Origin of the sequence: Azonexus hydrophilus DSM 23864, assembly GCF_000429605.1 — a bacterium.
Lineage (GTDB): Bacteria > Pseudomonadota > Gammaproteobacteria > Burkholderiales > Rhodocyclaceae > Azonexus > Azonexus hydrophilus.
Genome location: NZ_AUCE01000018.1, coordinates 67,676 through 92,258, shown reverse-complemented (window position 1 = coordinate 92,258; position 24,583 = coordinate 67,676). Strand labels below are relative to the sequence as shown.

Sequence of the window (24,583 nt, the reverse complement as noted above, 5' to 3'; positions counted from 1 at the left end):
ATCGTGTCACGTCCCTGAACTAAGGGTCAGCGCATGACGACGCGGCCAGCCTTCCTCGCAGAAACAGGAAGTGCTGCCGCGATCAAGGCAGTTTCCAGGGCAAGACCCCTGTCGGCACAGACCGACCAACCCCCGTTTCCCTTCACTTCCGCAAACGACGCGATTTGCCTCGCGTGGTTTTATGCTGTCCGGAAGGTTTTTCGGAGAAATAGCCTGTTCATTTGTTTGTCCGTTTAGAAGAGAGGGGAAATAATGTCTTCTGCATTGTGGTTGGCGTTGTTATGTGCCGTATTGGCGGTTGCCTACGGCTGGTTGTCCAGTCGTTCCATTCTTGCATTGCCGGCGGGGAACGCGCGCATGCAGGAAATCGCCAAGGCGATCCAGGAAGGGGCTGCGGCCTACCTGAATCGTCAGTACAAGACCATTGCGATGGTCGGCGTGGTGATGGCGGTGCTGATCGCCATCTTCCTGGGCATGGCGACGGCCGTTGGCTTCGTCATCGGTGCGGTGCTGTCCGGTGCGGCCGGCTTCATCGGCATGAACGTTTCCGTGCGGGCCAATGTGCGTACTGCCGAGGCAGCACGCGGGGGCATTGCGCCGGCACTGGACGTGGCCTTCAAGGGCGGCGCGATCACCGGCATGCTGGTGGTCGGTCTGGGCCTGCTCGGCGTGGCCGGCTATTACGGCGGTCTGCTGGCCTTCGGGCTGAACCAGGACACGGCGCTGCACGCGCTGATCGGCCTGGCTTTCGGCTCCTCGCTGATTTCCATCTTCGCCCGTCTCGGCGGCGGCATCTTCACCAAGGGCGCTGACGTCGGCGCCGACCTGGTCGGCAAGGTCGAGGCCGGCATTCCAGAGGACGATCCGCGCAACCCGGCGGTGATCGCCGACAACGTCGGCGACAACGTTGGCGACTGTGCCGGCATGGCTGCCGACCTGTTCGAAACCTACGTGGTGACCGTGGTCGCCACCATGGTGCTCGGCGCGCTCACGCTCAAGGCCTTCCCTGGCCTCGGCGACGCGCTGATCCTCTACCCGCTGGCGCTGGGTGCCGTCTCCATCATCGCCTCCATCGTCGGCTGCTACTTCGTCAAGACTTCCGACGGCGGCAAGATCATGGGCGCACTGTACAAGGGGCTGATCGTGGCCGGTGTGCTGGCGCTGGCCTTCTACTACCCGGTGACCTCGTGGCTGATTGGTGCTGGCGACCCGGCAGCAGGCATCACCACCGGCAGCATGTTCACCTGCGCCATCATCGGCCTGGTGCTGACCGCCGCCATGGTCTGGATCACAGAGTACTACACCGGCACCGAGTACGGTCCGGTCAAGCACGTGGCCTCGGCCTGCCAGACCGGGCATGCGACCAACATCATCGCCGGCATCGGCATTTCGATGAAGGCCACGGCGCTGCCGGTGCTTTCCGTGTGCGCCTCGATCTGGGCGGCGTATTCGGTCGGCGGCCTGTACGGCCTGGCGATTGCCGCCACCTCGATGCTGTCGATGGCCGGTATCGTCGTCGCCCTCGACGCCTACGGTCCGATTACCGACAACGCCGGTGGCATTGCCGAAATGGCCGAACTGCCGCCGGAAGTGCGCGCGGTGACCGATCCGCTCGACGCCGTCGGCAACACCACCAAGGCGGTGACCAAGGGCTACGCCATCGGCTCGGCCGGTCTGGCCGCGCTGGTGCTGTTTGCCGACTACACCCACGGCCTCGAAGCGGCCGGACTGACCGGCATCACCTTCGATTTGTCCAACCACATGGTGATCATCGGCCTCTTCATCGGCGGCCTGATTCCCTACCTGTTCGGTGCCATGGCCATGGAAGCGGTCGGCCGTTCGGCCGGTGCCGTGGTCGTCGAAGTTCGGCGCCAGTTCAAGGAAATCCCAGGGATCATGGAAGGCACGGCCAAGCCGGATTACTCACGGGCTGTCGACATGCTGACCGTCGCCGCGATCAAGGAAATGATGATTCCGTCGATCCTGCCGGTCGCCGTGCCGATTGTCGTCGGTCTGCTGCTCGGCCCGCAGGCGCTGGGCGGCCTGCTCGTCGGCACCATTGTGACCGGCCTGTTCGTGGCAATTTCGATGACCACCGGCGGCGGTGCCTGGGACAACGCCAAGAAGTACATCGAGGATGGTCATTACGGCGGCAAGGGCTCGGACGCCCACAAGGCAGCCGTGACCGGCGACACCGTCGGCGATCCCTACAAGGATACGGCCGGCCCGGCGGTCAATCCGCTGATCAAGATCATCAACTTGGTCGCTCTGCTGATCGTGCCGCTGATCGTCTGAGCGAAATCCCGGACCACCGAATGCGCCCTGCGGGGCGCATTTTTTTCAACCTCGGGGCGCGCGCAGCAGCACCAGCAGGGCGCCTTCGCCGCCGTCATGCGGCTTGGCCTGGCAGTAGGCGAGTACCTCGTGGCGCTGGGCCAGCCAGCCGCGTACCAGCTGGCGCAGGATCGACAGCTTTTGTGGCGAACCGTGCCCTTTACCATGGACGATGCGCACGCAGCGCTTGCCCTGATGCAGGCAGGTATGGAGGAAGCCGGCAACGAGATGGCGGGCCTGTTCGCGGTTCAGCCCGTGCAGGTCGACTTCGTCCTGAATCACCCAGCGGCCACGCCGCAGGTCGCGCAGGATGGTCTGCGCCAGACCGTCGCGCAGGTAGGCCGGCTCGTCGCCGCCTTCGAGCCGATCCTGCAGTGCGATCGGGGCGTGCAGGCTTTCGTGCAGCACGGCCTGGCGGTCGGCCAGCGATTGCTGAGGAGCAGGCTTTGGCGCCGGCTTGTTCAACTCGGCCAGATTCTTGTCGGGCAAGGGCGCGACGCCGACCATCGCCAGCATCAAGGCGGCCTGTTCGGGGTCGTCGGGCAGGCGGCGCGGGCGGGTATCGTCCTGCCAGCCAGCGGGCAGGGCATCGTCGCCGGCGCTGCGGTGTTTTGGCTGATCGTCGTCGGCCGGCGAGCGGGTGGCAACGATGCGCCGTGACGGCGGTTTGGCCAGGATCACGCGGTTGGCGTCGGGCAGCGGCTGGGCGCCGGCTACGGCCTGGCGGAACAAGGCCTGTTCGTCTGCTTCGTTGCCGGAACTGGCCGGTGGTTTGGCCGGTTTGGCAGGCGGCGCGGCGACCGGAGCCGCCGCGCGCTGTCGCCAGACGGCCCGCAGGCCGTCCTTCAGCGAGCCTGGGTCAGGCTTGGTGGCCAAGGTTGTCGAGGTAGCGCTCGGCATCGAGTGCTGCCATGCAACCACTGGCGGCCGAGGTGCAGGCCTGCTTGTAGATCTGGTCCTGTACGTCGCCGGCTGCGAACACGCCCGGGATGCTGGTCTGCGTCGCATTGCCGGTGCGACCGGCCTGGGTGACGAGGTAGCCGTGGTCCATCTCGAGCTGGCCGGCGAAGATGTCGGTGTTCGGCTTGTGGCCGATGGCGATGAACACGCCATGCACGTCGACCTGCTTCACTTCGCCGGTCTGTACATGCTTGACGGCCAGGCCGGTGACGCCGGAATCGTCGCCGAGCACTTCGTCGAGCGTGCTGTTCCACAGGATCGTGACCTTGCCTTCCTTCTCCTTCTGGAACAGCTTGTCCTGCATGATCTTCTCAGCCTTGAACTTGTCGCGGCGGTGGATCAGCGTGACATGGCTGGCAATGTTGGCCAGGTACAGCGCTTCCTCGACCGCCGTGTTGCCGCCGCCGACGACGGCGACCGGCTTGTTGCGGTAGAAGAAGCCATCACAGGTGGCGCAGGCAGACACGCCTTTGCCCTGGAAAGCCTGTTCGGACGGCAGGCCGAGGTACATGGCGGAAGCGCCGGTGGCGATGATTAGCGCGTCGCAGGTGTAGGTGCCGGCGTCGCCGATCAGCGTGAACGGCTTTTCGGTCAGCTTCGTCGTGTGGATGTGGTCGAAGATGATTTCGGTGTCGAAGCGGGTGGCGTGCTTCTCGAAGCGCTGCATCAGCTCCGGGCCCTGGACGCCGTCGGCGTCGGCCGGCCAGTTGTCGACTTCGGTGGTGGTCATCAGCTGGCCGCCCTGGGCCATGCCGGTGATCAGCACTGGCTTGAGATTGGCGCGGGCGGCGTAAACGGCGGCGGTGTAGCCGGCCGGGCCGGAACCGAGAATGATCAGCGGGGTGTGACGTGTGCTCATGTCTTTTTTCTGCCTGAGGATGGGATCGGCGAAAATTATAGCCGGCTAATGGACGATCGTTTTGTTGAGCTTCGTAACCGATCTATCAAAGCAGTTTATAATTCCATGCTAACTGTATGACGCAAAATGATTTAGCCCGTTTTCGACTAAGCCGGAAGCGGTAGAGGAAAAGCCGATGGCCAAGAGAAACGACCCCAGTCCGATGCCAGACAAGATCGGCAGCCTGCTGCAGGAATCCCGCTGGCTCGGTGTCGGTGCGCTGGCGGTATTCCTGGTGATGGCCCTGTGGGGCTTCCAGCGCAGCGATCCGGGCTGGTCGCATGCGGTCGGCGCCGCCGGCCTGCAGAATCCGGCCGGTCGCGCCGGGGCCTGGGTGGCCGACCTGATGCTTTACGTTTTCGGCCTGTCCGCCTGGTGGTGGGTGGTGCTGCTCGGGATGACCGTGTGGTGGGGCTTCCGCCGCCTGCACGGCCATCCCGAGAAACTGCCGCCGTCGCCCTACCTGGCGATTCCCGGTTTCCTGGCCTTGCTGCTCGCCAGCACCGCGCTCGAAGCCCTGCGCTTCCATACCCTGCAGGCCCAACTGCCGCTGGCTCCCGGCGGCATGGTCGGCCTCGAACTCAGCCGCTGGCTGGCCGACACGCTCGGTTTCACCGGCGCCACGCTGTTCCTGCTGGCGGTCATGGCCGCTGCCTGGAGCGCCTTTGCCGGCATGTCCTGGCTGTGGGCCTTCGAAAAACTCGGCCTGATCCTCGAAGCGCTGACCCTCTTCGTCTACGGCCGCATCGATGCCTGGCGCGACCGCAAGATCGGGCGCGAAGTTGCGCAGCAGCGCGAAGTCGTCGTTCAGGAAGAGAAGCTGCGCGTCGAACTGCATGAGCCGATCTTCATCGAACCGCCGGCGCCGGTCGAAGTGCCGGTCTCGAAGAAGGCCGAGAAGCGCGTCGAGCGCGAGAAGCAGGCGCTGCTCTTCCCCGAGGCGATCATCGGCGGCACCCTGCCGCCGCTGCACCTGCTCGACCCGGCGCCGCCGCCGACCGAGACGGTCAGCCCGGAAACGCTCGAATACACCTCGCGCCTGATCGAACGCAAACTCGCCGACTTCGGCGTTCAGGTCAAGGTGCTGGCGGCGATGCCCGGCCCGGTCATCACCCGCTACGAAATCGAACCGGCGGTCGGCGTCAAGGGCGCCCAGATCGTCAACCTGGCGCGCGACCTGGCGCGGGCGCTGGCCATGGTCTCGATCCGCGTCGTCGAAACCGTGCCCGGCAAGTCGTGCATGGCGCTCGAACTGCCGAACCCGAAGCGGCAGACGGTGAAGCTCTCGGAGATCATTTCCAGCAAGCCGTACAACGACATGAGCAGCCCGCTGACCGTCTGTCTGGGCAAGGACATCGGCGGCCTGCCGGTGGTCGCCGACCTGGCCAAGACGCCGCACCTGCTGGTCGCTGGCACTACTGGTTCGGGCAAGTCGGTCGGCGTCAATGCGATGATCCTGTCGATGCTCTACAAGTCCGAGCCGGAAAACGTCCGCCTGATCATGGTCGACCCCAAGATGCTCGAACTCTCCATCTACGAGGGCATTCCGCACCTGCTGGCGCCGGTCGTCACCGACATGAAGCAGGCGGCCAACGCGCTGCACTGGTGCGTCACCGAGATGGAAAAGCGCTACAAGCTGATGTCGGCCATGGGCGTGCGCAACATCGCCGGCCTCAACACCAAGATCAAGGACGCCGAGAAGCGCGGCGAGCACATTCCCAATCCGCTGTCGCTGACGCCGGAAGCCCCGGAGCCGCTCAAGCACATGCCGTACATCGTCGTCATCATCGACGAACTGGCCGACCTGATGATGGTCGTCGGCAAGAAGGTCGAGGAACAGATCGCCCGCCTGGCGCAGAAGGCCCGCGCCGCCGGCATCCACCTGGTGCTGGCGACGCAGCGCCCGTCGGTCGACGTGATCACCGGCCTGATCAAGGCCAACATCCCGACCCGGCTGTCCTTCCAGGTCTCCAGCAAGATCGACTCGCGCACCATCCTCGACCAGATGGGCGCCGAAGCCCTGCTCGGCCAGGGTGACATGCTCTATCTCGCGCCCGGCACCGGCTATCCGACCCGCGTTCATGGCGCTTTCGTTTCCGACGACGAAGTGCATCGCGTCGTCGAGCACCTCAAGACCACCGGCGCCCCGGAATACGTCGAGGACATCCTCAACGGTGCTGCCGGCGATGACGAAGGCGGCGGCGAAGCGGGCGAGGGCGGGGCTGGCGACGCCGAGAGCGATCCGCTTTATGACCAGGCCGTCGACATCGTGCTCAAGAACCAGCGTGCCTCGATCTCGCTCGTCCAGCGTCACTTGCGCATCGGCTACAACCGCTCGGCCCGCCTCATCGAAGCCATGGAGAACGCCGGCCTGGTGTCGGCCATGGACGGTCGCGGCGGTCGCGAAGTGCTGATGAAGAAACCGGCCGAATGATTTCCCGGCGGCCAATACAAAAACTTACACACTGACACAGCGCCGGCCATCGTGCCGGCGTAAGCTGCGCCCATGAAACTCGTCCGCCAACTCATCGCCAGTGCCGCCTTCGCCGCGCTGCCCATCCTCGCCCACGCCGGTGCCATCGACCAATTGCGCGGTTTTCTCAACGACACGCGCAGCTACAAGGCCGATTTCGAGCAGGCGGTGATCGCCCGCAACGGCCGCAAGCCGCAGGAGTCGTCGGGGACGCTGGCCATCCAGCGACCGGGCAAGCTGCGCTGGGAAATCCTCAAGCCCTATCCGCAACTCGTCGTCGGCGACGGCCAGAAAATCTGGATTCACGATCCCGAACTGCAACAGGTGACGGTCCGTCAGGCCGGCCAGGCCATCGGCGGCTCGCCGGCCGCGCTGCTCGCCGGCAGCAACGAACTGGAAAAGAATTTCACGCTCAGGGAAGCCGGCGACGCCGACGGCCTGGCCTGGGTCGAGGCCATCCCGAAATCCGCCGACAGCGGCTTCGAGAAGGTGCGCATCGGCATGGCCGGACGCGACATGAAGGCGATGGAACTGCACGACAACTTCGGCCAGACCACGCACATCCGCCTGCTGCGCGGCGAACGCAACCCGGCGCTGGCGGCCGGGCTGTTCCGCTTCACGCCGCCGCCGGGCAGCGACGTGATCGGGGAATAGCAGCGCGTTTCAGGATTATTGGCAGGACAGCAGCAGGGAGCTGATTACCTGGTCGACTTCCGATCTGCTCTGATCGTCGAAGTAGGTTTGAATGAAAGATAAAGCGTGCTGGTTTTTGATGCAGGCATAATATTTCTGATAAATATCTGCACCATTAACGCTTATGCGGGCGTCGAAATATCCGAGCGGCGCGTTGTTGATACTTTCCGTGTGGCAGTCATCGGTAACCTCCAATTCGATTGCTGCGTTTTTCAGCAACGAACGGGCGTGGAATAGATAGTCACAGCCGGTTTTTATACCCGGCATGACTTCGATATTCTCGGCAACGCCTATTACGCTTGGGTTGAATTTAACCGGTGTGCCAGGTTCGTGTTTGAAAAAAGCGAATATTGGCACGGTCGTTTTGATCGACTCTGCCAGAATGGCTTTCATGTTCTTGTCATCGCCGGCTACTACACGGGCCCCTTGCGAACTCTGTTTTATTGTTTGTTCCGGGTCCTGGGCGAACCAGCCTTCTGGCTTGTCGACCTGGATGTCAAAGTAGGCATTGGTGTATCTCTTGCCATCCGTGGATTGAGTGATTACGGAAGTGACTGGTTCTTTATCCGAGCACGCGAATAGGGACAGCGCCAGAACAGATAGAAAAATATATTTCATTTCAACGCTCAATATTGGTCGTCAAGCTTGCTGTTCAAAGCTGACGGGTTCCTTGTGGTTGCTTCTGATGACGACCGTTCCGGCAATCTTGTCATGCCAGCCCTGTTTTTTTCTGTCAATTCCGACCCAGATAATTCCCAGGAACAATGGGATCATCGAAACGTAGTAAGCAAGGTAACGGCCAATGAACTGTCCGGTTGAAGGCTTGCCGCCGGTTTTTGCGTCCACTATTGTCAGCCGGGTTGCCATTTTTCCCGGTGTGGCAGATTTGTACACCCAGAAAATAATGACTGCGATTGCCGGAATGACGTAATTGAACATCGCATCCCAAAAACCGAGAAAAAACGATTCGCTCTCCCAGTACTCAGTACCGTATATGGCGGTGAGTATCGGCAAGATTATGATCAGCATCAATACCGTATCTATAATTGCCGCGCCTGTTCGTATCCAAAATCCTGCATATTCTTGTTCGTTCATTTAGCCGCTCTCCCCAAGGCATGGTACATCGTTTGAAAATGACGACATCGTGCCGTGAATCATATGGAATATCAAGCGCTTCGTTGCCACTACGGTCTGTTTGAAGCGAGGCTCGCCCTTACAGGGCACCGACCAAAGCGTTGAGAGTTTTAGCGCCTGAGGGCGATAAAAACCAGCCGAGTGCTCCGCAATTGAGCACAACGGTGATCCAAAACGTGGCTTGAAACGACGCCTTGGCGGATTTGTGCCGAAGCAATCGCTGCGCGGCCAGGGCGCCGGGCCAGCCACCGAAAAGGGCGAATAAATGCAACGTGCTTTCCTGGGTTCGCCATCGATTCCGTAGGGCTGCGGATTTATCGAATGCGTAGGCGAAGAAGGCAATGATGCTGGCGACAGCGTATAGCGCGAGGACCGTAGCGGGGAGTCGGCCAGCGGCGACAGCACCAACGAGAAAGACCAAGAAACAAGCTGCGAATAGCGGGGGAAGATTGCTGCGCCCCTGAGCTTTAGGCGGTGTCGGCCGTTCGCCAACGAATGCAACAGTCTTCGCTTGCGAGCGGCCCTTTCCATCGACCGTGAGTTCGTAGGTGACGAGTACGTTTGCTTCCGGTCGGCGCTGCCGGCTGGAAAACGAGTTGATGTGCACAAAGACTTGCTCGCCACCGCCGTTGGGTGTGATGAATCCAAAGCCTTTGTCATCCTTCCATGTGGTAATTCGACCTTGATAGCGCATGTTGATCTGATGAGAGTATTAACGTCTGAATTCAACGGACTGAGTGGCTTTTCGCGAAGATTCGGAGGAATCAAATGTGAGCGCGGTGTCGGCCACTATTTGAAGGCCGGAGAGAGAGCACCGCAGTACATTACGGTGTTACAGACAACCCCCTGAGCTAGTAAGAAGCCAATGCTGGCACCTGTAGCTCCGAGAAGAATTGATGCAGCGGGGCCGTAAGTTGGACGATCTTGCAAGGACAAAGCAATAGCGCCGATTACAAGACCTGGCAGCGAAAGAAGATGGCCGACGACGAGAAACCCCTCTGGATTGGCCGAAAACCAATTGATACTGAGGTAGCTGACCAGGGTCAAATAAATGACTACAGCAACACCGGATAGATAGAAAGAACGTAGTTTTCTCCACGAGCAGATTTCAAGAGCAACGATTGGTGCTATGACGGGGTAGAGATATGCGGTGTAAAGAGAGTCGCCTGCAGCGACGACCATGCTAACCAATAGAAAATATCCACCCCATATGATGCGTTGCGGTACTCCAAAGGCAACTAGGCTAATCATGGCTAACGAATGACGAGAGGGCGTTGTTAGACCGGTTAAGACCGTATGCGCAGAACGGTACATTCTGTATTTCATAGTGATCATTTCCGAGTGGTTTTGCCCACATTGATTCTCCTTTGAACCGCCAACGGTTTGGAAGATCAATATGAATATTTACGAGATCATCGGTTTCCGTGTTCATAGGTCTGGTGCATCGCAGGGTTGGGCAGCCTGTGGCGCACGGCGGAAAGCTAAGACTTCTGCGGGGTGCAGCGATTCTGCAACACCTCTTCCCAGAGAGCCTTCACATTAACGTTTGTTAGGTAGTGACCGCTCCGTGGTTCTTGATAGGCGCCGATGCCGTGGAGGATTGCCCACTGAGGTTCGTAAGTCGGAGGCCCAATTTTCTTGAGTGCATCACAATATGCTTGTACTTGCGCTGGGTCCTTCTGAATTTCCTTGCTTATCTTCGAGGAGTTTTCTCGTTCGTCGTTCGTCAAGTCGGCGAATGCGTTCATGCTGAGAACGGTTCGCGCTCCTTGAGTGGAGCGATCAGCCAGTCGTTTCAAGTCGTAATAAGCAAAGCCATACCCGGTTGTAAGCAGCGCCCACGCCTTCGAGTACTCTTGCTCTTTGATGCACTTCTTCGCTGCGTAAATCAGCGCTGGCGGATTGAATTCACTAGTGACCTCGCCCATCGAAATGCATCCCAGATCGAAATTCGGTTTGAGACTTCCCGCGAACCTGACTTCTGTAATAACGGCTCCGTTGCTCAACTTTGTTTCCTTTACTTGAGCATTACGCAGCCGCTCTTCCAGTATTGGATTTGAGCCGACAACTGAATTCACATCTTGCGCATAAATGTTCTGCGCCAGCGAAATGAGCAGGCACGACAGACCAAGCAAATTCCTATTCATGGCAGGTTGTCTCATAGCGAATGGAGAAAGGTGGTAACAGCAGCGTTGCAATAAACTGCCTAAAGAAGTGAGCGGCCTTGCGCGGCTATTTGCGCAGGTCCGCTCGACTACCGGTTGGGCTACAGCTGTTTATCGAGAGCGGACAAAAGGCGACTCTCCCAATCCGCTGCGAATACGTTTGTGCTCATTGCGCGTTTATTTACCACCTCGACACGCGTTTGGACTTTGCCTTGAACCTCTTCCACAAAGATAGCGACATTTTCTCCGTAGCTGAACGCAGAAATTCCATTCTGAGCAAGAATTTGACCCCGAGCTTTGTCATCATTAACAAGACTTAAACCCGAAGCTTTTACAACCGTCAGCGTTGCATTCCAAACTTCTTCATAGGGCTTGTCATAGACCCGTGAACTACCAGTTCCCTTGGCTGCTTTTGCATCTGCAAGAGTCGAGCAACCTGTTGTCCCGAAAAGAGACAGAATTACACAAACGATCAAACATACTTTCTTCATTTATATCTCCCTGGTGATAATAAGGCCCAACGTGAATTAGATTTCGTCGCCACTACGGCAGCCGCTTTAAGTGACGAAACTGAGTTGCCGCACCAACGTCGTTGCCGTTCTCTTTGCGGACATAAGCAACGAGGTCACCTTCCGCAAACTGGACGTCGCTGAAGGTAAATGGCGTAACGACGAAAAAGACGTCCCACTCTTCGATGTGGTTGGCAACGTCAGTTCGCGTAACCGCGATTCGACCGGGACGATATAGGCGCCAAGTTGAAACGATTGGGTTCTTTCTTGCGACATCAAGGTCTGCGGCCTTCCCGAACGGACATGCAGCTTGCCCTGCGATGACGGCGTGCCTAAGTTCCCCGTTTGAATAGTAGCCGACGGCATCACATCTGACGGGCATTGGCCCAGCCGGACCTTGGCGCCCAGATTTTGGCGGAAACCGCAACTTCTGTGAGCTTTCAGGAAAAAGCCAAACGCCCTCAATATCTTTCTCTGTTGCAGGGCGTAGCTCCGGTCGGAACGGCGAGAACGGACATGGATATAGCGTCCACATGGACACCGCGAGCGTCTGAGCAGTTGCCGAGTTTTGTTCGCCCATCGTCTTCAAGTACGTAATGATGTTGGCGCGAACCGCGGGGGATGACGAACTATCGAGGCACATCGTTTTGGCTTGGTGCATCTGCGCCATATCTTGGATGAATTTTGTCAGCGGATCGGGCTCTTGTGCTCCGACATTTGCAGCTATACCGACCAGCAACAAGAACAATACGTTTGAAGATTTGAATAGTGGGCTCATGGCTTCAACAGAAAATAACCGGCGCTGCGGGGCTTCATCGCGCAGCGTCCAGCGACCGAAGGGAGCGAGGTCGACAGCTGGGTTAGCCGCGTTTAACGAGTGCATTGTTGGCGCGTGGCCTTAGTGAGCAACAGAAATAGGAAGGCCAAGAGCAGAACGGCGATGGCCCATGAAGCCACAGGCGCATCACCAACACTCAAGCGACCAATGAACCAGCTACCGAAGCGAATGAGCTGGGTGCCAACAGCAGCCAGGCCTAACCACCACGCCCAGGCAAAGCGGTGCCAAAGCCCAAATGCGACTAGGCTGCCAACGAAAACGGCGGCCAGCGTGGCGGGAAGCATAAGGCTGTACTTAAGAGTGCCGAGGTCGCCGGTGTTGAAAAAGTGAAGCAGCATGCCCCCTACAACAATCAAGACGTAGGCGATGGCAACAATACTGGCGAGCTTGGGGTGCGATGGTGTCATAGCGGCTCACGTTGGACATGAGCGGCAGCTGGAGGCCGCAGGCCGGAAGCTGTCCGCTCGATGGAGGGGTTAGCCGCCACTCTTTCTGCCCTTTCGAGTGCTTTGCTTTCTCTTCCGGAACAGTGTATCGACTGCTTCTTCGCCGTACTCCGCGCGTAACGCCTCCCGCGCGAGCCCAACATGGGCGTAGAAGACACCTCGTGCTAGACGCTCAGAAACTCCGGGTTCGTCGAAAATGCCGGAGTCTGCACGGAGTTCAGCAACGCGCTCACGGTCTGAGTTCTTTACGTGCTCGGTATGCCTGTTGAGAATCACCCGTAGTTGTTCGGGGGTCTCAATCTTTAGCGCAATGAGATCGGTGAGTAGGTCCGCGTAGGGCTCGTCTTCCTTCTTGTTCTCAGGGGGCAGCAGCTCCGCGAGGGCTGCCGCCAAAGAATCGACATTCAGCGGTTCCGTCGCGGCTTGTGGGGTCTGTGAGTCTTGAAGATAAGCTCGGCGCTCGTCAAGAACGCGCTCAAACTCCAAATCAACTGTCTCTAGCAGTGCCGACACACGATTAATTGTTCTACGAAGCGGCCGCGGTACCCCAGACTCCTGCTTGTACTGAAGCTTGTGCGATGCTGCAGCCCAGATGTGCTGTGCGATTGTCCTTACTTGAAGTTCGACGCAAAAGTCGTTGAGGCCCGCCAGACTTGGCAACAGAAGCCATGACTTAGGTAGACGAACTACGAAATGCTGCGACTGGTACCCGAATTCTGAATCCCCCAATCTCGCCGCCGTATCTTCAAGGGAGACAACGTCAAACGTGTTCTTAATGAGTTCTAAGACCCTTGCTAGGTCGGATCGAAACAGCAGGATTGCGCGTACTCCGATCAGATCATGTAGATGGAACAACGAATCAAGCGTCAGCTGCTTGCGATCCATCTTTTCCGCGAGAGATGCCCAAGTCTTGACTCGGCTTTCCATCGGGACGCCCAAAGTTACGTCGTTGGCCGCTAACAGAGCAGACAGCTGAACGACTACGGCCTCGCGAAGGCGCTCCGCGCGTCCAGCGTGATCTTGGTATTGAATGTGCAGAGCGTCGATGTCCATATTTGTGGTGGCTAACGTTGAAGTTGCGGGGCGGCGAAGCCGTCCCACACGAACGACCTGTTAGGCATGTTGCGCGGGCCTCTTCCATTGACCTTCATTGGCACACTCCACAAGATGCCCAAGGGTGAGTTCCGGAAGGTCCAAAAGGTCTCGCGCCGGAATGCCTCGAATGTAGCGTTGCCACAGATACAGAGGTAGACCGAGCGGATTCCCGCCAGCCTCCGGACCGAAATACTCGATCCAGTCGAAGTCCTTCATGTTGACGTCGAACTTCTGCGCGTATGCCGCCATGAATTCTTGCCCGTCTAGTCCTGCGATCTGGAAGTCGTGCGCAAGCGCTGTGCGTTCGGTGATCGCTGCGCGCAAGTCCCACAGTTCAGCAACCGCAAATGCGCGGATATCTTCGAATGTGAACCGACTCATAGATTGCTGCCTAACGTTTGAATTCACCGGCCTGCGCGGCTTTTTGCGCAGGTCCGGTGGAATGATGGGTTGGGCATCTTGTGGGGCTATGCAACATCGAATTGTGCTATCTCGCTCTTTGCGATCAGCCAGGTGCCAGTGGCGGACTCCATTCCGGGAAGAATGATTTCGTCACGCTTTTCTGGAGTGAGCTTCAGGTCAGGCAAGAATGGTGACGCGACCGCCTTAGCAATATCGGTACATCCGAGTTCACCAGCCGCAAACAACTTTTCGATTTTGAATACCTGATTTACAGCGGCTGACACTGGATCGTTACCCTCGGAGTAGAGCAACTCGCCAACATGAAACACTGTTTTTGACCGTAGCTGAAACGCGCTTCTTTTGTCAGGGTCGAGTGTTCGGTTCCACTCATACGAATAGAACTGCATACGGCTCTGAGTAGCTTCCCACCATTGATAAAGGTCGGTAAAGGACGAGAACAAAAATAGCCCGGCATCGCCAACGACCTTCAGAAAGTGCGCATAGCTCGTCGGTTCAGATATTCCAAGACTCTCTACGCAGGCGGTGATGAATGCTTCGACTCTACGCTTGTTAAGCTCGGCTCCAAGCGTTAGTGATGAAGCAGTCGCACCACTCAAATCAGTTAATGCGACGTAGTAAACGCCCGGTCTGAAAAGCTGTTGCTCCTCCATTCTTCGGACGTGAGCAATGGCTTCAATCGCGGCTTCACGACAGTATTTCGGGATGTGATCGAAGGCACCTCGGCCAAGACCAAGGATTGCGTCGATATCGTCTAGGTTAGTCACTGAGGCTCCATTAGCTTGAAGATGCCCAACGCCGGAGGTAAGGCCGCTGGCCGTTAGGCCAGTCGCGCCTTGACCGTGGAGTTAGAAGTCTGGTTGATAAGGAGATGGAAGTGACGCCAGAAGAAGCAGACAAGATGCATGAATGGGCCGGGATGAATGGCGCAATAGCGTGGCACCTGATAGACAGATATGCCGACAACTGGAACGAGGCCGGAATGATGATGGACGCTTGGCGGCGTGCAAACACGCCAAAAACCGGAAAGTGCCGAGCGTGTGGACATGAACACGAATTGCCTTCTAACGTTTGAATTCACCGGCCTGCGCGGCTTTTTGCGCAGGTCCGGTGGAATGATGAGTTAGGGAATCGGTTGAATAAACTTGATGTAAAACCATACGGCTAACCCAAGAGCGACAGCGCCACAGTAAATTCGAAACCAAGTCTTGCTTGAGTCGAGGACAAAATCATCCTTTCCAATAGCGGGTACAAGAGCTATCAAACCCTGGAGGATAAGAAGCTGAATCACAATCCACGCTAGGCCGAAAGCGCTATTTGTATCCTTCCAGATTGCAGAAGCCACAGCCAATCCGGCGATCACGCATGCGCTGACTGATGCAAAATCAAACGCCACCATGGATGGCCGAACTACGAAAAAGTTTACCGATCCGGGCAAAGGCGATGGGAGTGGACCACGAATGGCCACAATGAGTGACAAGGTAAACCAAGACATACTGCATAAAAATGCAATTGTCGAAAAAGCGAGGTGATCTTGCACCACTGACATTAAGGTGATTTGCCAATTGGGGTTGCCGACGGGATAGATTAGGCCTAGGGCAAGGCCGGGAAGAAGAAACGGCGCCCCATAGTCACGGTAGCTAGTCTTGGCAATTGTTAGCAGTTGAGAAAGCATGGATTCCCTAACGTGACATTAACCCGAAGCCCGTAAGGGCGGTCGGGTTAAATATAGTGTTAGGATTTATACGAGTGGAGTTATGATAAAAATTATGGGTTTTTGCTTGATTCATTTTTTAGCATGATCTCCAATTGCTGTTGAATCTCAATTATTTCGGTTTTATTTGTAATAATTTGGCGAGGTCGCCGTGAGCGAATTTTTATTAGTTCGGCAACAAAAATAAAAGCAAATAGAATAACAACTGCTACTTTAATCGTTTGAAATGACATGCCAAATTGTTCATGAATGACAAAGAAGAAAACTCCAAGTGCTAGTACACTGGCGAACAATTTGAGAAATGAGCAAAAGCGGAATTTCAGGCGCGACATATGCCCCTAACGTGAAGTGGACGGCATATTCGCCGTGTATTCTGGATTGCCGCCGTCTATTCTCGCTGGCATGTCAGCCGAAGAAGCCCGGCCAGCCTTGCCTTTTGCGGAATTAATCTGCATATCTCCAAGGATGGACGGCACTTGAACATGGCGCCGTGCCTGGATATCAGGCGCGGTCGCCTCATATGCTGGCTCCGTGCCGTATACGCTGGCGAACACGGCGCTCTCAAAGTCTCTTGTCATATCGGCGAAGATGGAATACTGTGTTTATGAACAGTTAATATCGATTGGCAGGTACGGCATGGAACTGAATCAATCATCGACCTTGCTGGGGCGGGTTCGGGAAGTCATTCGTTATAAGCACTACAGCATAAGGACAGAACGCTGTTATGTCGAGTGGGTGAGGCGGTTCGTGGCTTTTCATGGGCGCCGCCATCCCAGGGAGATGGGGGCTGACGAGGTTCGGGCGTTTCTCGGGCATCTGGCGGCAGACTTGCAGGTGGCGGCGTCAACGCACCAGCAAGCTTTGTCGGCGCTGCTCTTTCTGTATCGTGAAGTGCTCGGCGTCGATCTGCCCTGGCTGACCGATCTGGATCGGCCGAAAAAACCGAAGCGGACGCCCGTCGTGCTGTCGCGTGGTGAGGTCGAGCGTTTGCTGGCGGTGATGGAAGGAACGCACGCGTTGATGGCCCGTCTTCTCTACGGGACGGGCATGCGCTTGATGGAATGCGTGCGGTTGCGGGTCAAGGATGTCGATTTCGAGCGTAGCGAGTTGACGGTGCGTCATTCCTTCGCCACCCACTTGCTGGAGTCGGGCTACGACATCCGTACCGTGCAGGAACTGCTGGGCCACTCGGATGTGTCGACGACAATGATCTACACGCATGTGCTCAACCGGGGCGGGCGGGGTGTGGTGTCGCCGCTGGATGCGGTGCGCTGAGTGGATTTATTTGTTTGCTGCGCATACCATGCGCAGAGGAGATTGCCTGATGAAATCGATGCCCCAAACCTCGCCGGCCAAGCGCCCGGTCAATTTGTTGCTCAATGAGGGCAACGTCGAGCGGGCGCGGCAGTACACCGCCAATCTGTCGGCCACGGTCGATGCTTTGCTGGCCGAGTTCGTTGAGCGCGAGCGCCTGCGCCGCGACGAGCAGCGTCAGCATTACGCGGCGGTGGCCGAGGCGTGGAACCGCCTGGAGGCGCTGAACGGTTCGTTTGCCGACGAGCATTCGACGCTGTGAGCCAGTTCGATGTGCATCGCAACGCCGGGCGGCACGCGGCGCTGATTCCCTTTGTCGTGGTCGTGCAGTCGGCGGTCTTCGATGAGCGTCGACGCCGGGTCGTGGTACCGCTGGTGGCCAGCGATCTGGCGCAGCAGCAGGTGAGTTTGCCGGCGTCGCGGGTGACGCCGGAGTTTTTCGTCGAGGGGCGCAAGGTGATCCTGAATCCGCTGGAAATCGTTTCCGTGCCGCTCGATGCGCTGGGGCCATGCGTCGCTTCGCTGGCTGCCGAAGGCGAGGTCATCGTCGCCGCGCTGGACGAAGTGTTTTCGCGTGCCTGGGGCTGAGGTTATGAGCGATTTGTTTTCCACCAACGAAGTCGACCGTTCCGCGCCATTGGCCGAACAGCTACGCCCGCAGACGCCGGACGAAGTGATCGGCCAGCAGCATCTGCTCGGGCCGGGCAAGCCGCTGCGTCTGGCGTTTGCGTCCGGGCAGCCGCATTCGATGATCCTGTGGGGGCCGCCGGGTGTGGGCAAAACCACGCTGGCGCGGATGATGGCGACGCAGTTCCAGTGCGAGTTCATTGCCCTGTCGGCGGTGTTCTCCGGGATCAAGGAAGTGCGCGAGGCGGTGGCGCAGGCCGAGTTGTGGAAGGCGCAGGGCAAGCGGACCATCCTCTTCGTCGATGAAATTCACCGTTTCAACAAGTCGCAGCAGGACGGCTTTCTGCCTTTTGTCGAAAGCGGGCTGTTCACCTTCATCGGTGCGACGACTGAAAACCCCTCGTTCGAGGTCAATTCGGCGCTGTTGTCGCGGGCTTCGGTCTATGTGCTGAAGTCGCTCGACGAGGCCGAGATGGGGCAATTGTTCGACCGTGCCCAGGCGCGGGCGCTGGCCGATCTGGCGTTTGACGAGGAAGCAAAGACGCGCCTGATCGGGCTGGCCGACGGCGACGCGCGGCGCCTGCTCAACCTGCTGGAACAGGTGCGCACGGCGGCGCGGGCGGCGGGTGTTTCGGCGGTCGACGGCGCCTTCATCGAAGCCACCATGGCGCAGAACCTGCGCCGTTTCGACAAGGGCGGCGACGCCTTCTACGACCAGATTTCGGCGCTGCACAAGTCGGTGCGCGGCTCCAGCCCGGACGGCGCGCTCTACTGGTTCTGCCGCATGCTCGATGGCGGTGCCGACCCGCGTTACCTGGCGCGGCGGATCATCCGCATGGCCTGGGAAGACATCGGCCTGGCCGATCCGCGTGCCATGCAGATTGCCAACGACGCAGCCGAAACCTACGAGCGCCTGGGTTCGCCGGAAGGCGAGCTGGCGTTGGCGCAGGCAGTGACTTACCTGGCGGTGGCGGCCAAGTCGAACGCCGGCTACAACGCCTACAACGCGGCGCGCGCCTTCGTCGCCAAGAATGGCTCGCGGCCGGTGCCGGTGCATCTGCGCAACGCGCCGACCAAGCTGATGAAGGAACTCGGCTACGGCAAGGCCTACCGCTACGCGCACGACGAGCCGGAGGCCTACGCCGCCGGCGAAAGCTACCTGCCGGACGGCATGGCTGAGCCCGGCTGGTACGCACCGACGCCGCGCGGGCTGGAGGGCAAGATCGGCGAGAAACTGGCCCACCTGCGCGATCTGGATCGCAAGGCGGGCAAGAAGTAGGGCTCAGTCGATCTTGCGGTGATCGACGGCGCCCGGGCCGCGATGCGGTCCGTACTGTTCCGGGCGCCCGCCGGGCTGACCGAAGGCTGCTTGGCCGTTGCCGGCCTTGATGTTGCGGTCCATCCAGCCGAGCATGTCGTCCCACATCGTGCGCTGGTCGCGTAGCGGCGGCATCGTCGTGGCGTGCGGCAGTTCAATGGTGACCACCGGCACGCTCTTGTAATGGCCGCCGTAGTTGCCCAGCGAGCCGGGGTAGACGCCCAGCCGGTTGAGCGCCAGCCGGCCGAAGCGCAGCGGCTGCGGTGCCGGGCCGTCGTAGTCGAGCAGGTTGTAAGGAGCGTGCACGCTGATGATGACGTCCGGCTTGAACGCCTCGATCTGCTGCTCCAGCCAGCGCGTCTCGATTTCCGAGCCGGCGGCATCGCCGGGATAGCGGCGTGGATCGCGCCGGGTGCGCTCGATCCAGTACTTGTGCGCGTCCTGGTCCCAGTCCGGCGTCGGGAAATTGCGGTTGAGGTCGACGCCGTGGGCGTTGGCGCGGGTCGATGGCCGGCTGAACAGGCCATCCGGGTTGGACGCCGGGATCACGCGCCAGACGTATTTGCTGGCCTTGGGCTCGCCGACCCATTCCAGCCAGCGGAAGACGATCGAGACCGAGGTCAGCTCGTCGCCGTGGATGCCGCCGATGATCAGCACGCGCGGCGGATTGACGGCCTTGCGGGCAGCGGGGATGTCGCGCAGGACGAGCGCCCGGCCGCCGCTGGTGCGCTCGCTGACGGCGACGAAATCCTGGCTGCGGCAGTTTTCTGCGGAGACGCTGCGCAGCCGTCGGCCGAGGTCGTCGCACCAGGCATTGGTGACGCTGCGGTCGGCGGCGTGGGCGGGGAGGGCGAGTAGCAGGGCGGCGAGCAGGCCGGTCGTGGCGCGGGGCAGCAGCGAAAACATGGGCGAAATGACGAGGTCGTGAAAAACCGAATGATAACCGCTGAGCTGTCCGGTTCCGGCGTTTCCGGCCTCGCGTATAATTCGCCGCTTCAAGAATGCCGCTGTTTTCCGGGAACCACCATGCTCGACATCCAACAACTCCGCTCCAACCTTGACGCCGTCGCCGAAGGCCTTGCCAAGCGTGGCAAGCCGATCGACTTCTCCGCCTTCTCGGCGCTCGAAGCCGAACGCAAGACGCTGCAGACCCGTACCCAGGACCTGCAGGCGCAGCGCAACAGCCTGTCCAAGCAGATCGGCATGTTGAAGGGGCAGGGCAAGGATGCGTCCGAAGTCATGGCCCAGGTCGGCGCGTTGGGCGACGAGTTGAAGGCTTCCGAAGCGCGGCTGACCGAACTGCTCGGCGAGTTCAACGCCATCCTCGCGGCGCTGCCGAACATTCCCGACGCGTCGGTGCCGGTCGGCGCCGACGAAACCGCCAACGTCGAGATCAAGCGCTGGGGCACGCCGCGCGTTTTTGATTTCCCGGTCAAGGATCACACCGACGTCGGCGAGACCATCGGCCAGCTCGATTTTGCCACCGCCGCCAAGATTTCCGGCGCCCGCTTCTCGCTGTTGAAGGGCGGTCTGGCCCGCCTGCACCGCGCGCTCGCCCAGTTCATGCTCGACACGCATACCGCCGAGCACGGCTACACCGAGCTCTACGCCCCGTATCTGGTCAACGCCGCCAGCCTGTACGGCACCGGCCAGTTGCCCAAGTTCGAGGAAGACCTGTTCAAGGTTCTGCGCGGCGACCAGGATCCGCTCTACCTGATTCCGACCGCCGAAGTGCCGGTGACCAACATCGTCCGCGACGAAATCCTGGCGGCCGAAGCGCTGCCGCTGAAGTTCGTCTGCCACACACCGTGTTTCCGTTCGGAAGCCGGTTCGGGCGGTCGCGATGTGCGCGGCATGATCCGCCAGCACCAGTTCGACAAGGTTGAGTTGGTGCAGGTCGTCCATCCGGACATGTCGGCGGCGGCGCATGAGGAACTGACCCGTCACGCCGAAGTCATCCTGGAAAAGCTGGAACTGCCTTACCGCCGCATGGTGTTGTGTTCGGGCGACATGGGCTTCTCCGCCGCCAAGACCTACGACCTGGAAGTCTGGCTGCCGGCGCAGAATACCTACCGCGAAATCTCGTCGTGCTCCAATTTCGGCGCCTTCCAGGCGCGCCGCATGCAGGCGCGCTTCCGCAACGACAAGAACAAGCCGGAAATCTGCCACACGCTGAACGGTTCCGGCCTGGCTGTCGGTCGTACGCTGGTGGCGATTCTCGAGAACAACCAGCAGGCCGACGGCAGTGTCACCATCCCGGCCGTGCTGCGCCCCTACATGGGCGGTCTGGAAAGCCTGGGCGCCTGATCGGCGACACTCAGCGGCGGCTCGTTGCGCGACAGGATGTCGTAGTAACTGCGAATGTTCTCGGTCATGATCACCGCTTCGCCGCCGCGCGCCCGGCCAGACTTCAGCCGGCTGTAATATTGCGGCCGCGCTAGCAGGGGCAGGACGCGTTTCATGTCGTACCAGGCATCGGCATCGGCCTTGAGCTGGCGGGCGATGGTCCGCGCCGCGTTCAGGTGGCCGGGGCCGATGTTGTAGCCGGCCAGCGCCAGCCAGGTGCGGTCGGGTTCGGGAACGTCGGCCAGCCCGTCGCGCAGGATGTTCAGGTAACGGGCGCCGCCGATGATGCTTTCGCGCGCATCGAGCCGGTTGCCGACGCCGAGCCGGTCGGCGGTCTCCTCGGTCAGCATCATCATGCCGCGGACGTTGGTGTAGCTGGTGGCGAACGGGTCCCAGTGCGATTCCTGGTAGGCCAGCGCGGCGATCAGCCGCCAGTCGATGCCGGTCTGCCGTTCGGCCTCCTGGAAATGCTTGCGTAGCGCCGGCAGGGTGGTCCTGATCTGGCCGAGGAATTTCTCCACATCCGCCTGCTTGAGGCGCCGGACATGACCGAAGTAGCGTTCCTTCAGCCGGTTCAGCGTGCCGTCCTGGCGCACTTTCTCGATGAAGGCGGTAACCCGCGCGCGTAATTCCGGGTTCGGCGATTTGCCCAGCCACCACACGATGGGCGCGGCTTCGCTGAGTTTCAGCGTGCTGCGCAGCGAGGGTACGTACTGGTTGGCGAGTTCTTCCAGGTGCCCGTCCATGGCGACGTAGCTGACCTTCTGTTCACCCAGGGCTTCGAGCAGGTCGAGGATGTCGCCCTGGTCGACCACCTCGACGGTCAGCTCGGGAATTTCCTGGGCCAGCCGCTGCATCGTTGCCGCCTGCCGGGTGCCGGCCAGGACATGGACTGTCTTGCCGCTGAGCTGATCGAGGGATTGCAGCGGCAGCGAGGCCTCGTGCTGGGCCAGGATGTCGTGCGTGCTGAACAGCGGCGGCGTCGATTCGATGCTGGTATCGGCCGCCGGCGACAGCCAGGCGGCAGCGAGATGGTAGCCGCGGCCGTTGAGTCGGTCGCCGATCTCGCCCGGTTCGATGACCTCGTGGCGCACCGCGACACCGAGCTCTTCGGCCAGCAGTCGGGTCAGGTCGTGTTCCAGCCCGGTTGCCGCGCCGGCTTCGTCGGCACTGTAGGTCAACGGCCCGGTCTGGGTGACGACGACCAGATCCTGGCCGCCGGGTGTGGGGAAGGGCAGGGTGTCGCCGCAGGCGCTCAAGGTCAATGAGATGACCAAAATCGTGACGAGCCTGTTAAATCCTCGCATAAGCTGTGCTATTATCTCGGCCGCTGCGGAGAGGTGGCAGAGTGGTCGATTGTACCTGACTCGAAATCAGGCGTACTGAAAGGTACCGAGGGTTCGAATCCCTCCCTCTCCGCCAGCAACATCATCAAGCGCCCACCTGGGCGCTTTTTTGTTTTGGTCATCAAGGTGGCTACCCTCCTGGGGCTTGTGTCAGGCGAGAAGTAAGATATCCGGGAGGATTATGCCGTGGTTTTTCCCCGTTTTTTCAGGTAATTTTCGCCAATGGGTGATTCCTGGAGGCAGGCATGAGGCTGAGTGAAGAGCAACGGCGAGTGGTCAAGGTGGCGACAGCCGAGTGTTTTGAGCCGTCGGCGACGGTGCGTCTTTTTGGCTCGCGCGTTGATGACAATAAAAAAGGCGGCGATATCGATCTGCTGATCGAAACCTCACTCAATGACCCGGCCTTGATTGCTGCCGCGCACATCCGTTTCGTATCCCGGCTCTATCGTGAAATGGGAGAGCAAAAAATCGATCTTCTGATTGATTACCCCGGCCGTCGCCAGCATTTACCCATTTACGATGTTGCTCGAGCCCAGGGGGTTCGGCTATGAACGGGGCGCTGGTGCTTGACGAAGCCTGGCGCTAGTGCCAGAAACATCTCCATCATCTTCGACATGCAATGGGGGCGTTGGCTGCCAATTTTCCGGTCAAGGCCGAGGCACTCGCTGGAATGGATGACGAAACTGTTCAGGATTGGGATCAATTCATCCTCCGATTCACCAAGTTGCAAGATGCAATGGGCGGGCGCCTCTATCCGGCCTTGCTGGATTATCTCCAAGAGCCCTATGACAACCGGCCGATGCTGGATAAGCTGAATCGTCTTGAGCAATTGGGCTTTCTGGGTAGCATCGACGACTGGAATACGCTTCGGGTCATCAGGAACCATTTTGCCCATGATTACCCTGAAGATGATGCGGTGAAGGCGGCTTTTCTGAATCAGGCTGCTGCCGCTGTCCCCTTGCTTGAATCCTTGCTGAAACGCGTGGCGGCTGCAGTGCCAGGGTTTGAGGCGTGATCTGCCGGTACTGCGCCGGACCATAAACGCAAACCCATGATCGATACCCTTTTCCTGCCGCTGGCCCTGGCCTTCATCATGTTTTCGCTCGGCTTGTCCTTGCGCGTGGCCGATTTCCGGGCGGTGCTGGGCGACTGGCGGGCGCTCGGTGTCGGCCTGGTGGCCCAGGTTTTCCTGCTGCCGTTGGTGGCCCTGGCGATTGGTCTGGGCCTCGGGCTGTCGCCGACGATGCTGCTCGGTCTGGTCATCCTCGCCGCCTGTCCGGGGGGCGTCAGTTCGGCTTTCCTGACCCATCTGGCACGCGGCAACACCGCCCTGTCGCTGGTCATGACGACGATCAGCAGCCTGCTTGCGGCGCTGACCCTGCCGTTGGTGATCAACCTCCTGATGCTGTGGCAGGCGGGGGACTTGCCGGCGGGCGCCCTGTTCCGGCCGGGCGACATGCCGCTGGGCAAGTTGCTGGCCGGTGTGCTGCTGGTGACGACCCTGCCGGTGGTCGTCGGCATGCTACTGCGCCTGCGCGCCGGTCTGATCGGCGAACGCGGCGAGGCCTGGGTCAGCCGGCTGGCGACCGGTTTCTTCATCGCCATCGTCGTTGTCACCTTCATCAGCCATCGCCAGACCATCGTCGCCGGCCTGCCCGAGGTCGGGGCGGCGACCGTGCTGCTCAACGTCGTCGCCATGCTCGGTGGCGCGCTGCTGGCCTGGGCGGCCGGGCTGGCGCGCCGGGAAAATATTGCCATTTCGCTGGAATGCGGCCTGCAGAATGCCGGGATGGGCATCTTCGTCGCCATTTCGCTGTTCCGCCAGGCCGAGCTGGCCGTGCCCAGCGTGGTCTATGCGCTGACCATGAACCTCGGCGCCCTGGCTTTCCTGTACTTCGTCCGCCGCCAGCGTGCCGGCGGCCTGGCGCTTCCCTGAGTGATGACGGCGGCGGG

At 59.9% G+C, this 24,583-nt stretch carries 28 protein-coding genes and 1 tRNA gene; 12 read left to right on the top strand and 17 right to left on the bottom strand.

Features of this window, described 5'->3' with window-relative positions; genetic code table 11:
- Window positions 1-252 precede the first annotated feature (252 nt).
- Complete coding sequence (locus tag G471_RS0110480) at window positions 253-2,295, top strand: sodium-translocating pyrophosphatase (protein ID WP_028995297.1); 2,043 nt, start codon at window positions 253-255, stop codon at window positions 2,293-2,295.
- 45 nt (window positions 2,296-2,340) lie between these two features.
- Here the strand turns inward: G471_RS0110480 and G471_RS18820 are convergent, their stop codons facing one another.
- Window positions 2,341-3,234, bottom strand: coding sequence for a Smr/MutS family protein (locus tag G471_RS18820; RefSeq protein WP_081700219.1), 894 nt, complete (start codon window positions 3,232-3,234; stop codon window positions 2,341-2,343).
- Window positions 3,194-4,153, bottom strand: a complete 960-nt coding sequence (gene trxB, locus G471_RS0110470) for a thioredoxin-disulfide reductase (RefSeq protein WP_028995296.1) — start codon at window positions 4,151-4,153, stop codon at window positions 3,194-3,196. Before trxB ends, G471_RS18820 begins: the two co-directional genes overlap by 41 nt.
- Before the next feature lie 175 nt (window positions 4,154-4,328).
- Here trxB and G471_RS0110465 point away from each other — a divergent pair, with 175 nt between their 5' ends.
- On the top strand, window positions 4,329-6,626 hold the full coding sequence (locus tag G471_RS0110465; protein ID WP_028995295.1) for a DNA translocase FtsK: 2,298 nt from the start codon (window positions 4,329-4,331) through the stop codon (window positions 6,624-6,626).
- A 72-nt stretch (window positions 6,627-6,698) separates the two neighbouring features.
- Window positions 6,699-7,319 (top strand): outer membrane lipoprotein periplasmic chaperone LolA, encoded by a 621-nt coding sequence (gene lolA / locus G471_RS0110460; protein ID WP_043421457.1) that lies wholly within the window; start codon window positions 6,699-6,701, stop codon window positions 7,317-7,319.
- 15 nt (window positions 7,320-7,334) lie between these two features.
- Here the strand turns inward: lolA and G471_RS0110455 are convergent, their stop codons facing one another.
- From G471_RS0110455 to G471_RS19155, 13 genes are all read right to left on the bottom strand, one after another.
- The gene (locus tag G471_RS0110455) at window positions 7,335-7,976 is read right to left on the bottom strand and encodes a hypothetical protein (protein WP_028995293.1); all 642 of its coding nucleotides are present in this window, start codon (window positions 7,974-7,976) and stop codon (window positions 7,335-7,337) included.
- Between the two features lie 21 nt (window positions 7,977-7,997).
- A complete protein-coding gene (locus G471_RS0110450) occupies window positions 7,998-8,453 on the bottom strand; it encodes an RDD family protein (protein WP_028995292.1) in 456 nt (151 codons plus the stop codon).
- 118 nt (window positions 8,454-8,571) lie between these two features.
- Window positions 8,572-9,186 carry a DUF1294 domain-containing protein gene (locus tag G471_RS0110445; RefSeq protein ID WP_028995291.1) on the bottom strand — a complete coding sequence of 205 codons (615 nt, stop codon included), beginning with the start codon at window positions 9,184-9,186 and terminating at the stop codon, window positions 8,572-8,574.
- 95 nt (window positions 9,187-9,281) lie between these two features.
- A complete protein-coding gene (locus G471_RS19170; RefSeq protein ID WP_157272510.1) occupies window positions 9,282-9,818 on the bottom strand; it encodes a hypothetical protein in 537 nt (178 codons plus the stop codon).
- A 155-nt stretch (window positions 9,819-9,973) separates the two neighbouring features.
- Entirely contained in the window at window positions 9,974-10,639 is a 666-nt protein-coding gene (locus G471_RS0110440) for a hypothetical protein (RefSeq protein WP_028995290.1), read from the bottom strand.
- 119 nt (window positions 10,640-10,758) lie between these two features.
- Window positions 10,759-11,148: a hypothetical protein gene (locus G471_RS19165; RefSeq protein ID WP_157272509.1), complete on the bottom strand. Its 390-nt coding sequence runs from the start codon at window positions 11,146-11,148 to the stop codon at window positions 10,759-10,761.
- Window positions 11,149-11,200: 52 nt separating this feature from the next.
- On the bottom strand, window positions 11,201-12,049 hold the full coding sequence (locus G471_RS0110430; RefSeq protein ID WP_169720493.1) for a hypothetical protein: 849 nt from the start codon (window positions 12,047-12,049) through the stop codon (window positions 11,201-11,203).
- Window positions 12,037-12,411 carry a hypothetical protein gene (locus tag G471_RS0110425; protein WP_028995288.1) on the bottom strand — a complete coding sequence of 125 codons (375 nt, stop codon included), beginning with the start codon at window positions 12,409-12,411 and terminating at the stop codon, window positions 12,037-12,039. The genes G471_RS0110430 and G471_RS0110425 overlap by 13 nt, the downstream gene beginning before the upstream one ends.
- A gap of 69 nt (window positions 12,412-12,480) precedes the next feature.
- Window positions 12,481-13,503 (bottom strand): GTP pyrophosphokinase, encoded by a 1,023-nt coding sequence (locus tag G471_RS17380; protein ID WP_051295438.1) that lies wholly within the window; start codon window positions 13,501-13,503, stop codon window positions 12,481-12,483.
- 60 nt (window positions 13,504-13,563) lie between these two features.
- Window positions 13,564-13,926: a DUF1493 family protein gene (locus G471_RS0110415; protein WP_028995287.1), complete on the bottom strand. Its 363-nt coding sequence runs from the start codon at window positions 13,924-13,926 to the stop codon at window positions 13,564-13,566.
- 86 nt (window positions 13,927-14,012) lie between these two features.
- Window positions 14,013-14,732, bottom strand: coding sequence for a hypothetical protein (locus G471_RS0110410; RefSeq protein WP_157272507.1), 720 nt, complete (start codon window positions 14,730-14,732; stop codon window positions 14,013-14,015).
- Between the two features lie 356 nt (window positions 14,733-15,088).
- Complete coding sequence (locus tag G471_RS19160) at window positions 15,089-15,640, bottom strand: hypothetical protein (protein ID WP_157272506.1); 552 nt, start codon at window positions 15,638-15,640, stop codon at window positions 15,089-15,091.
- Between the two features lie 92 nt (window positions 15,641-15,732).
- The gene (locus G471_RS19155) at window positions 15,733-16,011 is read right to left on the bottom strand and encodes a hypothetical protein (RefSeq protein WP_157272505.1); all 279 of its coding nucleotides are present in this window, start codon (window positions 16,009-16,011) and stop codon (window positions 15,733-15,735) included.
- Between the two features lie 256 nt (window positions 16,012-16,267).
- On the opposite strand from G471_RS19155, the gene G471_RS0110395 reads away from it, so the two are divergent.
- The 4 genes from G471_RS0110395 to G471_RS0110380 are packed head-to-tail and all read left to right on the top strand — an operon-like array spanning window position 16,268 to window position 18,899.
- Window positions 16,268-16,954 (top strand): integron integrase, encoded by a 687-nt coding sequence (locus tag G471_RS0110395; RefSeq protein WP_043421455.1) that lies wholly within the window; start codon window positions 16,268-16,270, stop codon window positions 16,952-16,954.
- 49 nt (window positions 16,955-17,003) lie between these two features.
- Window positions 17,004-17,255, top strand: coding sequence for a type II toxin-antitoxin system CcdA family antitoxin (locus G471_RS0110390; protein WP_028995283.1), 252 nt, complete (start codon window positions 17,004-17,006; stop codon window positions 17,253-17,255).
- Complete coding sequence (locus tag G471_RS0110385; RefSeq protein ID WP_028995282.1) at window positions 17,252-17,581, top strand: CcdB family protein; 330 nt, start codon at window positions 17,252-17,254, stop codon at window positions 17,579-17,581. The genes G471_RS0110390 and G471_RS0110385 overlap by 4 nt, the downstream gene beginning before the upstream one ends.
- A 4-nt stretch (window positions 17,582-17,585) precedes the next feature.
- Window positions 17,586-18,899 carry a replication-associated recombination protein A gene (locus G471_RS0110380; RefSeq protein ID WP_028995281.1) on the top strand — a complete coding sequence of 438 codons (1,314 nt, stop codon included), beginning with the start codon at window positions 17,586-17,588 and terminating at the stop codon, window positions 18,897-18,899.
- A gap of 3 nt (window positions 18,900-18,902) precedes the next feature.
- Here the strand turns inward: G471_RS0110380 and G471_RS17375 are convergent, their stop codons facing one another.
- A complete protein-coding gene (locus G471_RS17375; RefSeq protein WP_081700217.1) occupies window positions 18,903-19,844 on the bottom strand; it encodes a M14 family zinc carboxypeptidase in 942 nt (313 codons plus the stop codon).
- A 120-nt stretch (window positions 19,845-19,964) separates the two neighbouring features.
- Here G471_RS17375 and serS point away from each other — a divergent pair, with 120 nt between their 5' ends.
- Window positions 19,965-21,245, top strand: a complete 1,281-nt coding sequence (gene serS / locus G471_RS0110370; protein ID WP_028995280.1) for a serine--tRNA ligase — start codon at window positions 19,965-19,967, stop codon at window positions 21,243-21,245.
- On the opposite strand, the gene mltF is transcribed toward serS, so the two are convergent.
- Window positions 21,212-22,549 (bottom strand): membrane-bound lytic murein transglycosylase MltF, encoded by a 1,338-nt coding sequence (gene mltF, locus G471_RS0110365; RefSeq protein ID WP_157272504.1) that lies wholly within the window; start codon window positions 22,547-22,549, stop codon window positions 21,212-21,214. The two genes, serS and mltF, sit on opposite strands and share 34 nt — an antisense overlap.
- 69 nt (window positions 22,550-22,618) lie before the next feature.
- Between mltF and G471_RS0110360 the strand changes: the two genes are divergently transcribed.
- The 4 genes from G471_RS0110360 (at window position 22,619) to G471_RS0110345 (ending at window position 24,566) form a co-directional block, all read left to right on the top strand.
- Window positions 22,619-22,706, top strand: a tRNA-Ser gene (locus G471_RS0110360).
- A 169-nt stretch (window positions 22,707-22,875) separates the two neighbouring features.
- Window positions 22,876-23,181: a hypothetical protein gene (locus G471_RS0110355; protein ID WP_028995278.1), complete on the top strand. Its 306-nt coding sequence runs from the start codon at window positions 22,876-22,878 to the stop codon at window positions 23,179-23,181.
- Window positions 23,182-23,258: 77 nt separating this feature from the next.
- The gene (locus G471_RS0110350) at window positions 23,259-23,645 is read left to right on the top strand and encodes a hypothetical protein (RefSeq protein WP_211226420.1); all 387 of its coding nucleotides are present in this window, start codon (window positions 23,259-23,261) and stop codon (window positions 23,643-23,645) included.
- 36 nt (window positions 23,646-23,681) lie between these two features.
- On the top strand, window positions 23,682-24,566 hold the full coding sequence (locus G471_RS0110345) for a bile acid:sodium symporter family protein (protein WP_028995276.1): 885 nt from the start codon (window positions 23,682-23,684) through the stop codon (window positions 24,564-24,566).
- The last annotated feature ends 17 nt before the right edge of the window (window positions 24,567-24,583 follow it).

Coding starts and splice junctions, on each gene's coding strand:
- G471_RS0110480 (WP_028995297.1), top strand. CDS start 253: ATGTCTTCTGCATTGTGGTTGGCGTTGTTATGTGCCGTATTGGCGGTT.
- G471_RS18820 (WP_081700219.1), bottom strand. CDS start 3,234: ATGCCGAGCGCTACCTCGACAACCTTGGCCACCAAGCCTGACCCAGGC.
- trxB (WP_028995296.1), bottom strand. CDS start 4,153: ATGAGCACACGTCACACCCCGCTGATCATTCTCGGTTCCGGCCCGGCC.
- G471_RS0110465 (WP_028995295.1), top strand. CDS start 4,329: ATGGCCAAGAGAAACGACCCCAGTCCGATGCCAGACAAGATCGGCAGC.
- lolA (WP_043421457.1), top strand. CDS start 6,699: ATGAAACTCGTCCGCCAACTCATCGCCAGTGCCGCCTTCGCCGCGCTG.
- G471_RS0110455 (WP_028995293.1), bottom strand. CDS start 7,976: ATGAAATATATTTTTCTATCTGTTCTGGCGCTGTCCCTATTCGCGTGC.
- G471_RS0110450 (WP_028995292.1), bottom strand. CDS start 8,453: ATGAACGAACAAGAATATGCAGGATTTTGGATACGAACAGGCGCGGCA.
- G471_RS0110445 (WP_028995291.1), bottom strand. CDS start 9,186: ATGCGCTATCAAGGTCGAATTACCACATGGAAGGATGACAAAGGCTTT.
- G471_RS19170 (WP_157272510.1), bottom strand. CDS start 9,818: ATGAAATACAGAATGTACCGTTCTGCGCATACGGTCTTAACCGGTCTA.
- G471_RS0110440 (WP_028995290.1), bottom strand. CDS start 10,639: ATGAATAGGAATTTGCTTGGTCTGTCGTGCCTGCTCATTTCGCTGGCG.
- G471_RS19165 (WP_157272509.1), bottom strand. CDS start 11,148: ATGAAGAAAGTATGTTTGATCGTTTGTGTAATTCTGTCTCTTTTCGGG.
- G471_RS0110430 (WP_169720493.1), bottom strand. CDS start 12,049: ATGCACTCGTTAAACGCGGCTAACCCAGCTGTCGACCTCGCTCCCTTC.
- G471_RS0110425 (WP_028995288.1), bottom strand. CDS start 12,411: ATGACACCATCGCACCCCAAGCTCGCCAGTATTGTTGCCATCGCCTAC.
- G471_RS17380 (WP_051295438.1), bottom strand. CDS start 13,503: ATGGACATCGACGCTCTGCACATTCAATACCAAGATCACGCTGGACGC.
- G471_RS0110415 (WP_028995287.1), bottom strand. CDS start 13,926: ATGAGTCGGTTCACATTCGAAGATATCCGCGCATTTGCGGTTGCTGAA.
- G471_RS19160 (WP_157272506.1), bottom strand. CDS start 15,640: ATGCTTTCTCAACTGCTAACAATTGCCAAGACTAGCTACCGTGACTAT.
- G471_RS19155 (WP_157272505.1), bottom strand. CDS start 16,011: ATGTCGCGCCTGAAATTCCGCTTTTGCTCATTTCTCAAATTGTTCGCC.
- G471_RS0110395 (WP_043421455.1), top strand. CDS start 16,268: ATGGAATACTGTGTTTATGAACAGTTAATATCGATTGGCAGGTACGGC.
- G471_RS0110390 (WP_028995283.1), top strand. CDS start 17,004: ATGAAATCGATGCCCCAAACCTCGCCGGCCAAGCGCCCGGTCAATTTG.
- G471_RS0110380 (WP_028995281.1), top strand. CDS start 17,586: ATGAGCGATTTGTTTTCCACCAACGAAGTCGACCGTTCCGCGCCATTG.
- G471_RS17375 (WP_081700217.1), bottom strand. CDS start 19,844: ATGTTTTCGCTGCTGCCCCGCGCCACGACCGGCCTGCTCGCCGCCCTG.
- serS (WP_028995280.1), top strand. CDS start 19,965: ATGCTCGACATCCAACAACTCCGCTCCAACCTTGACGCCGTCGCCGAA.
- G471_RS0110355 (WP_028995278.1), top strand. CDS start 22,876: ATGAGGCTGAGTGAAGAGCAACGGCGAGTGGTCAAGGTGGCGACAGCC.
- G471_RS0110345 (WP_028995276.1), top strand. CDS start 23,682: ATGATCGATACCCTTTTCCTGCCGCTGGCCCTGGCCTTCATCATGTTT.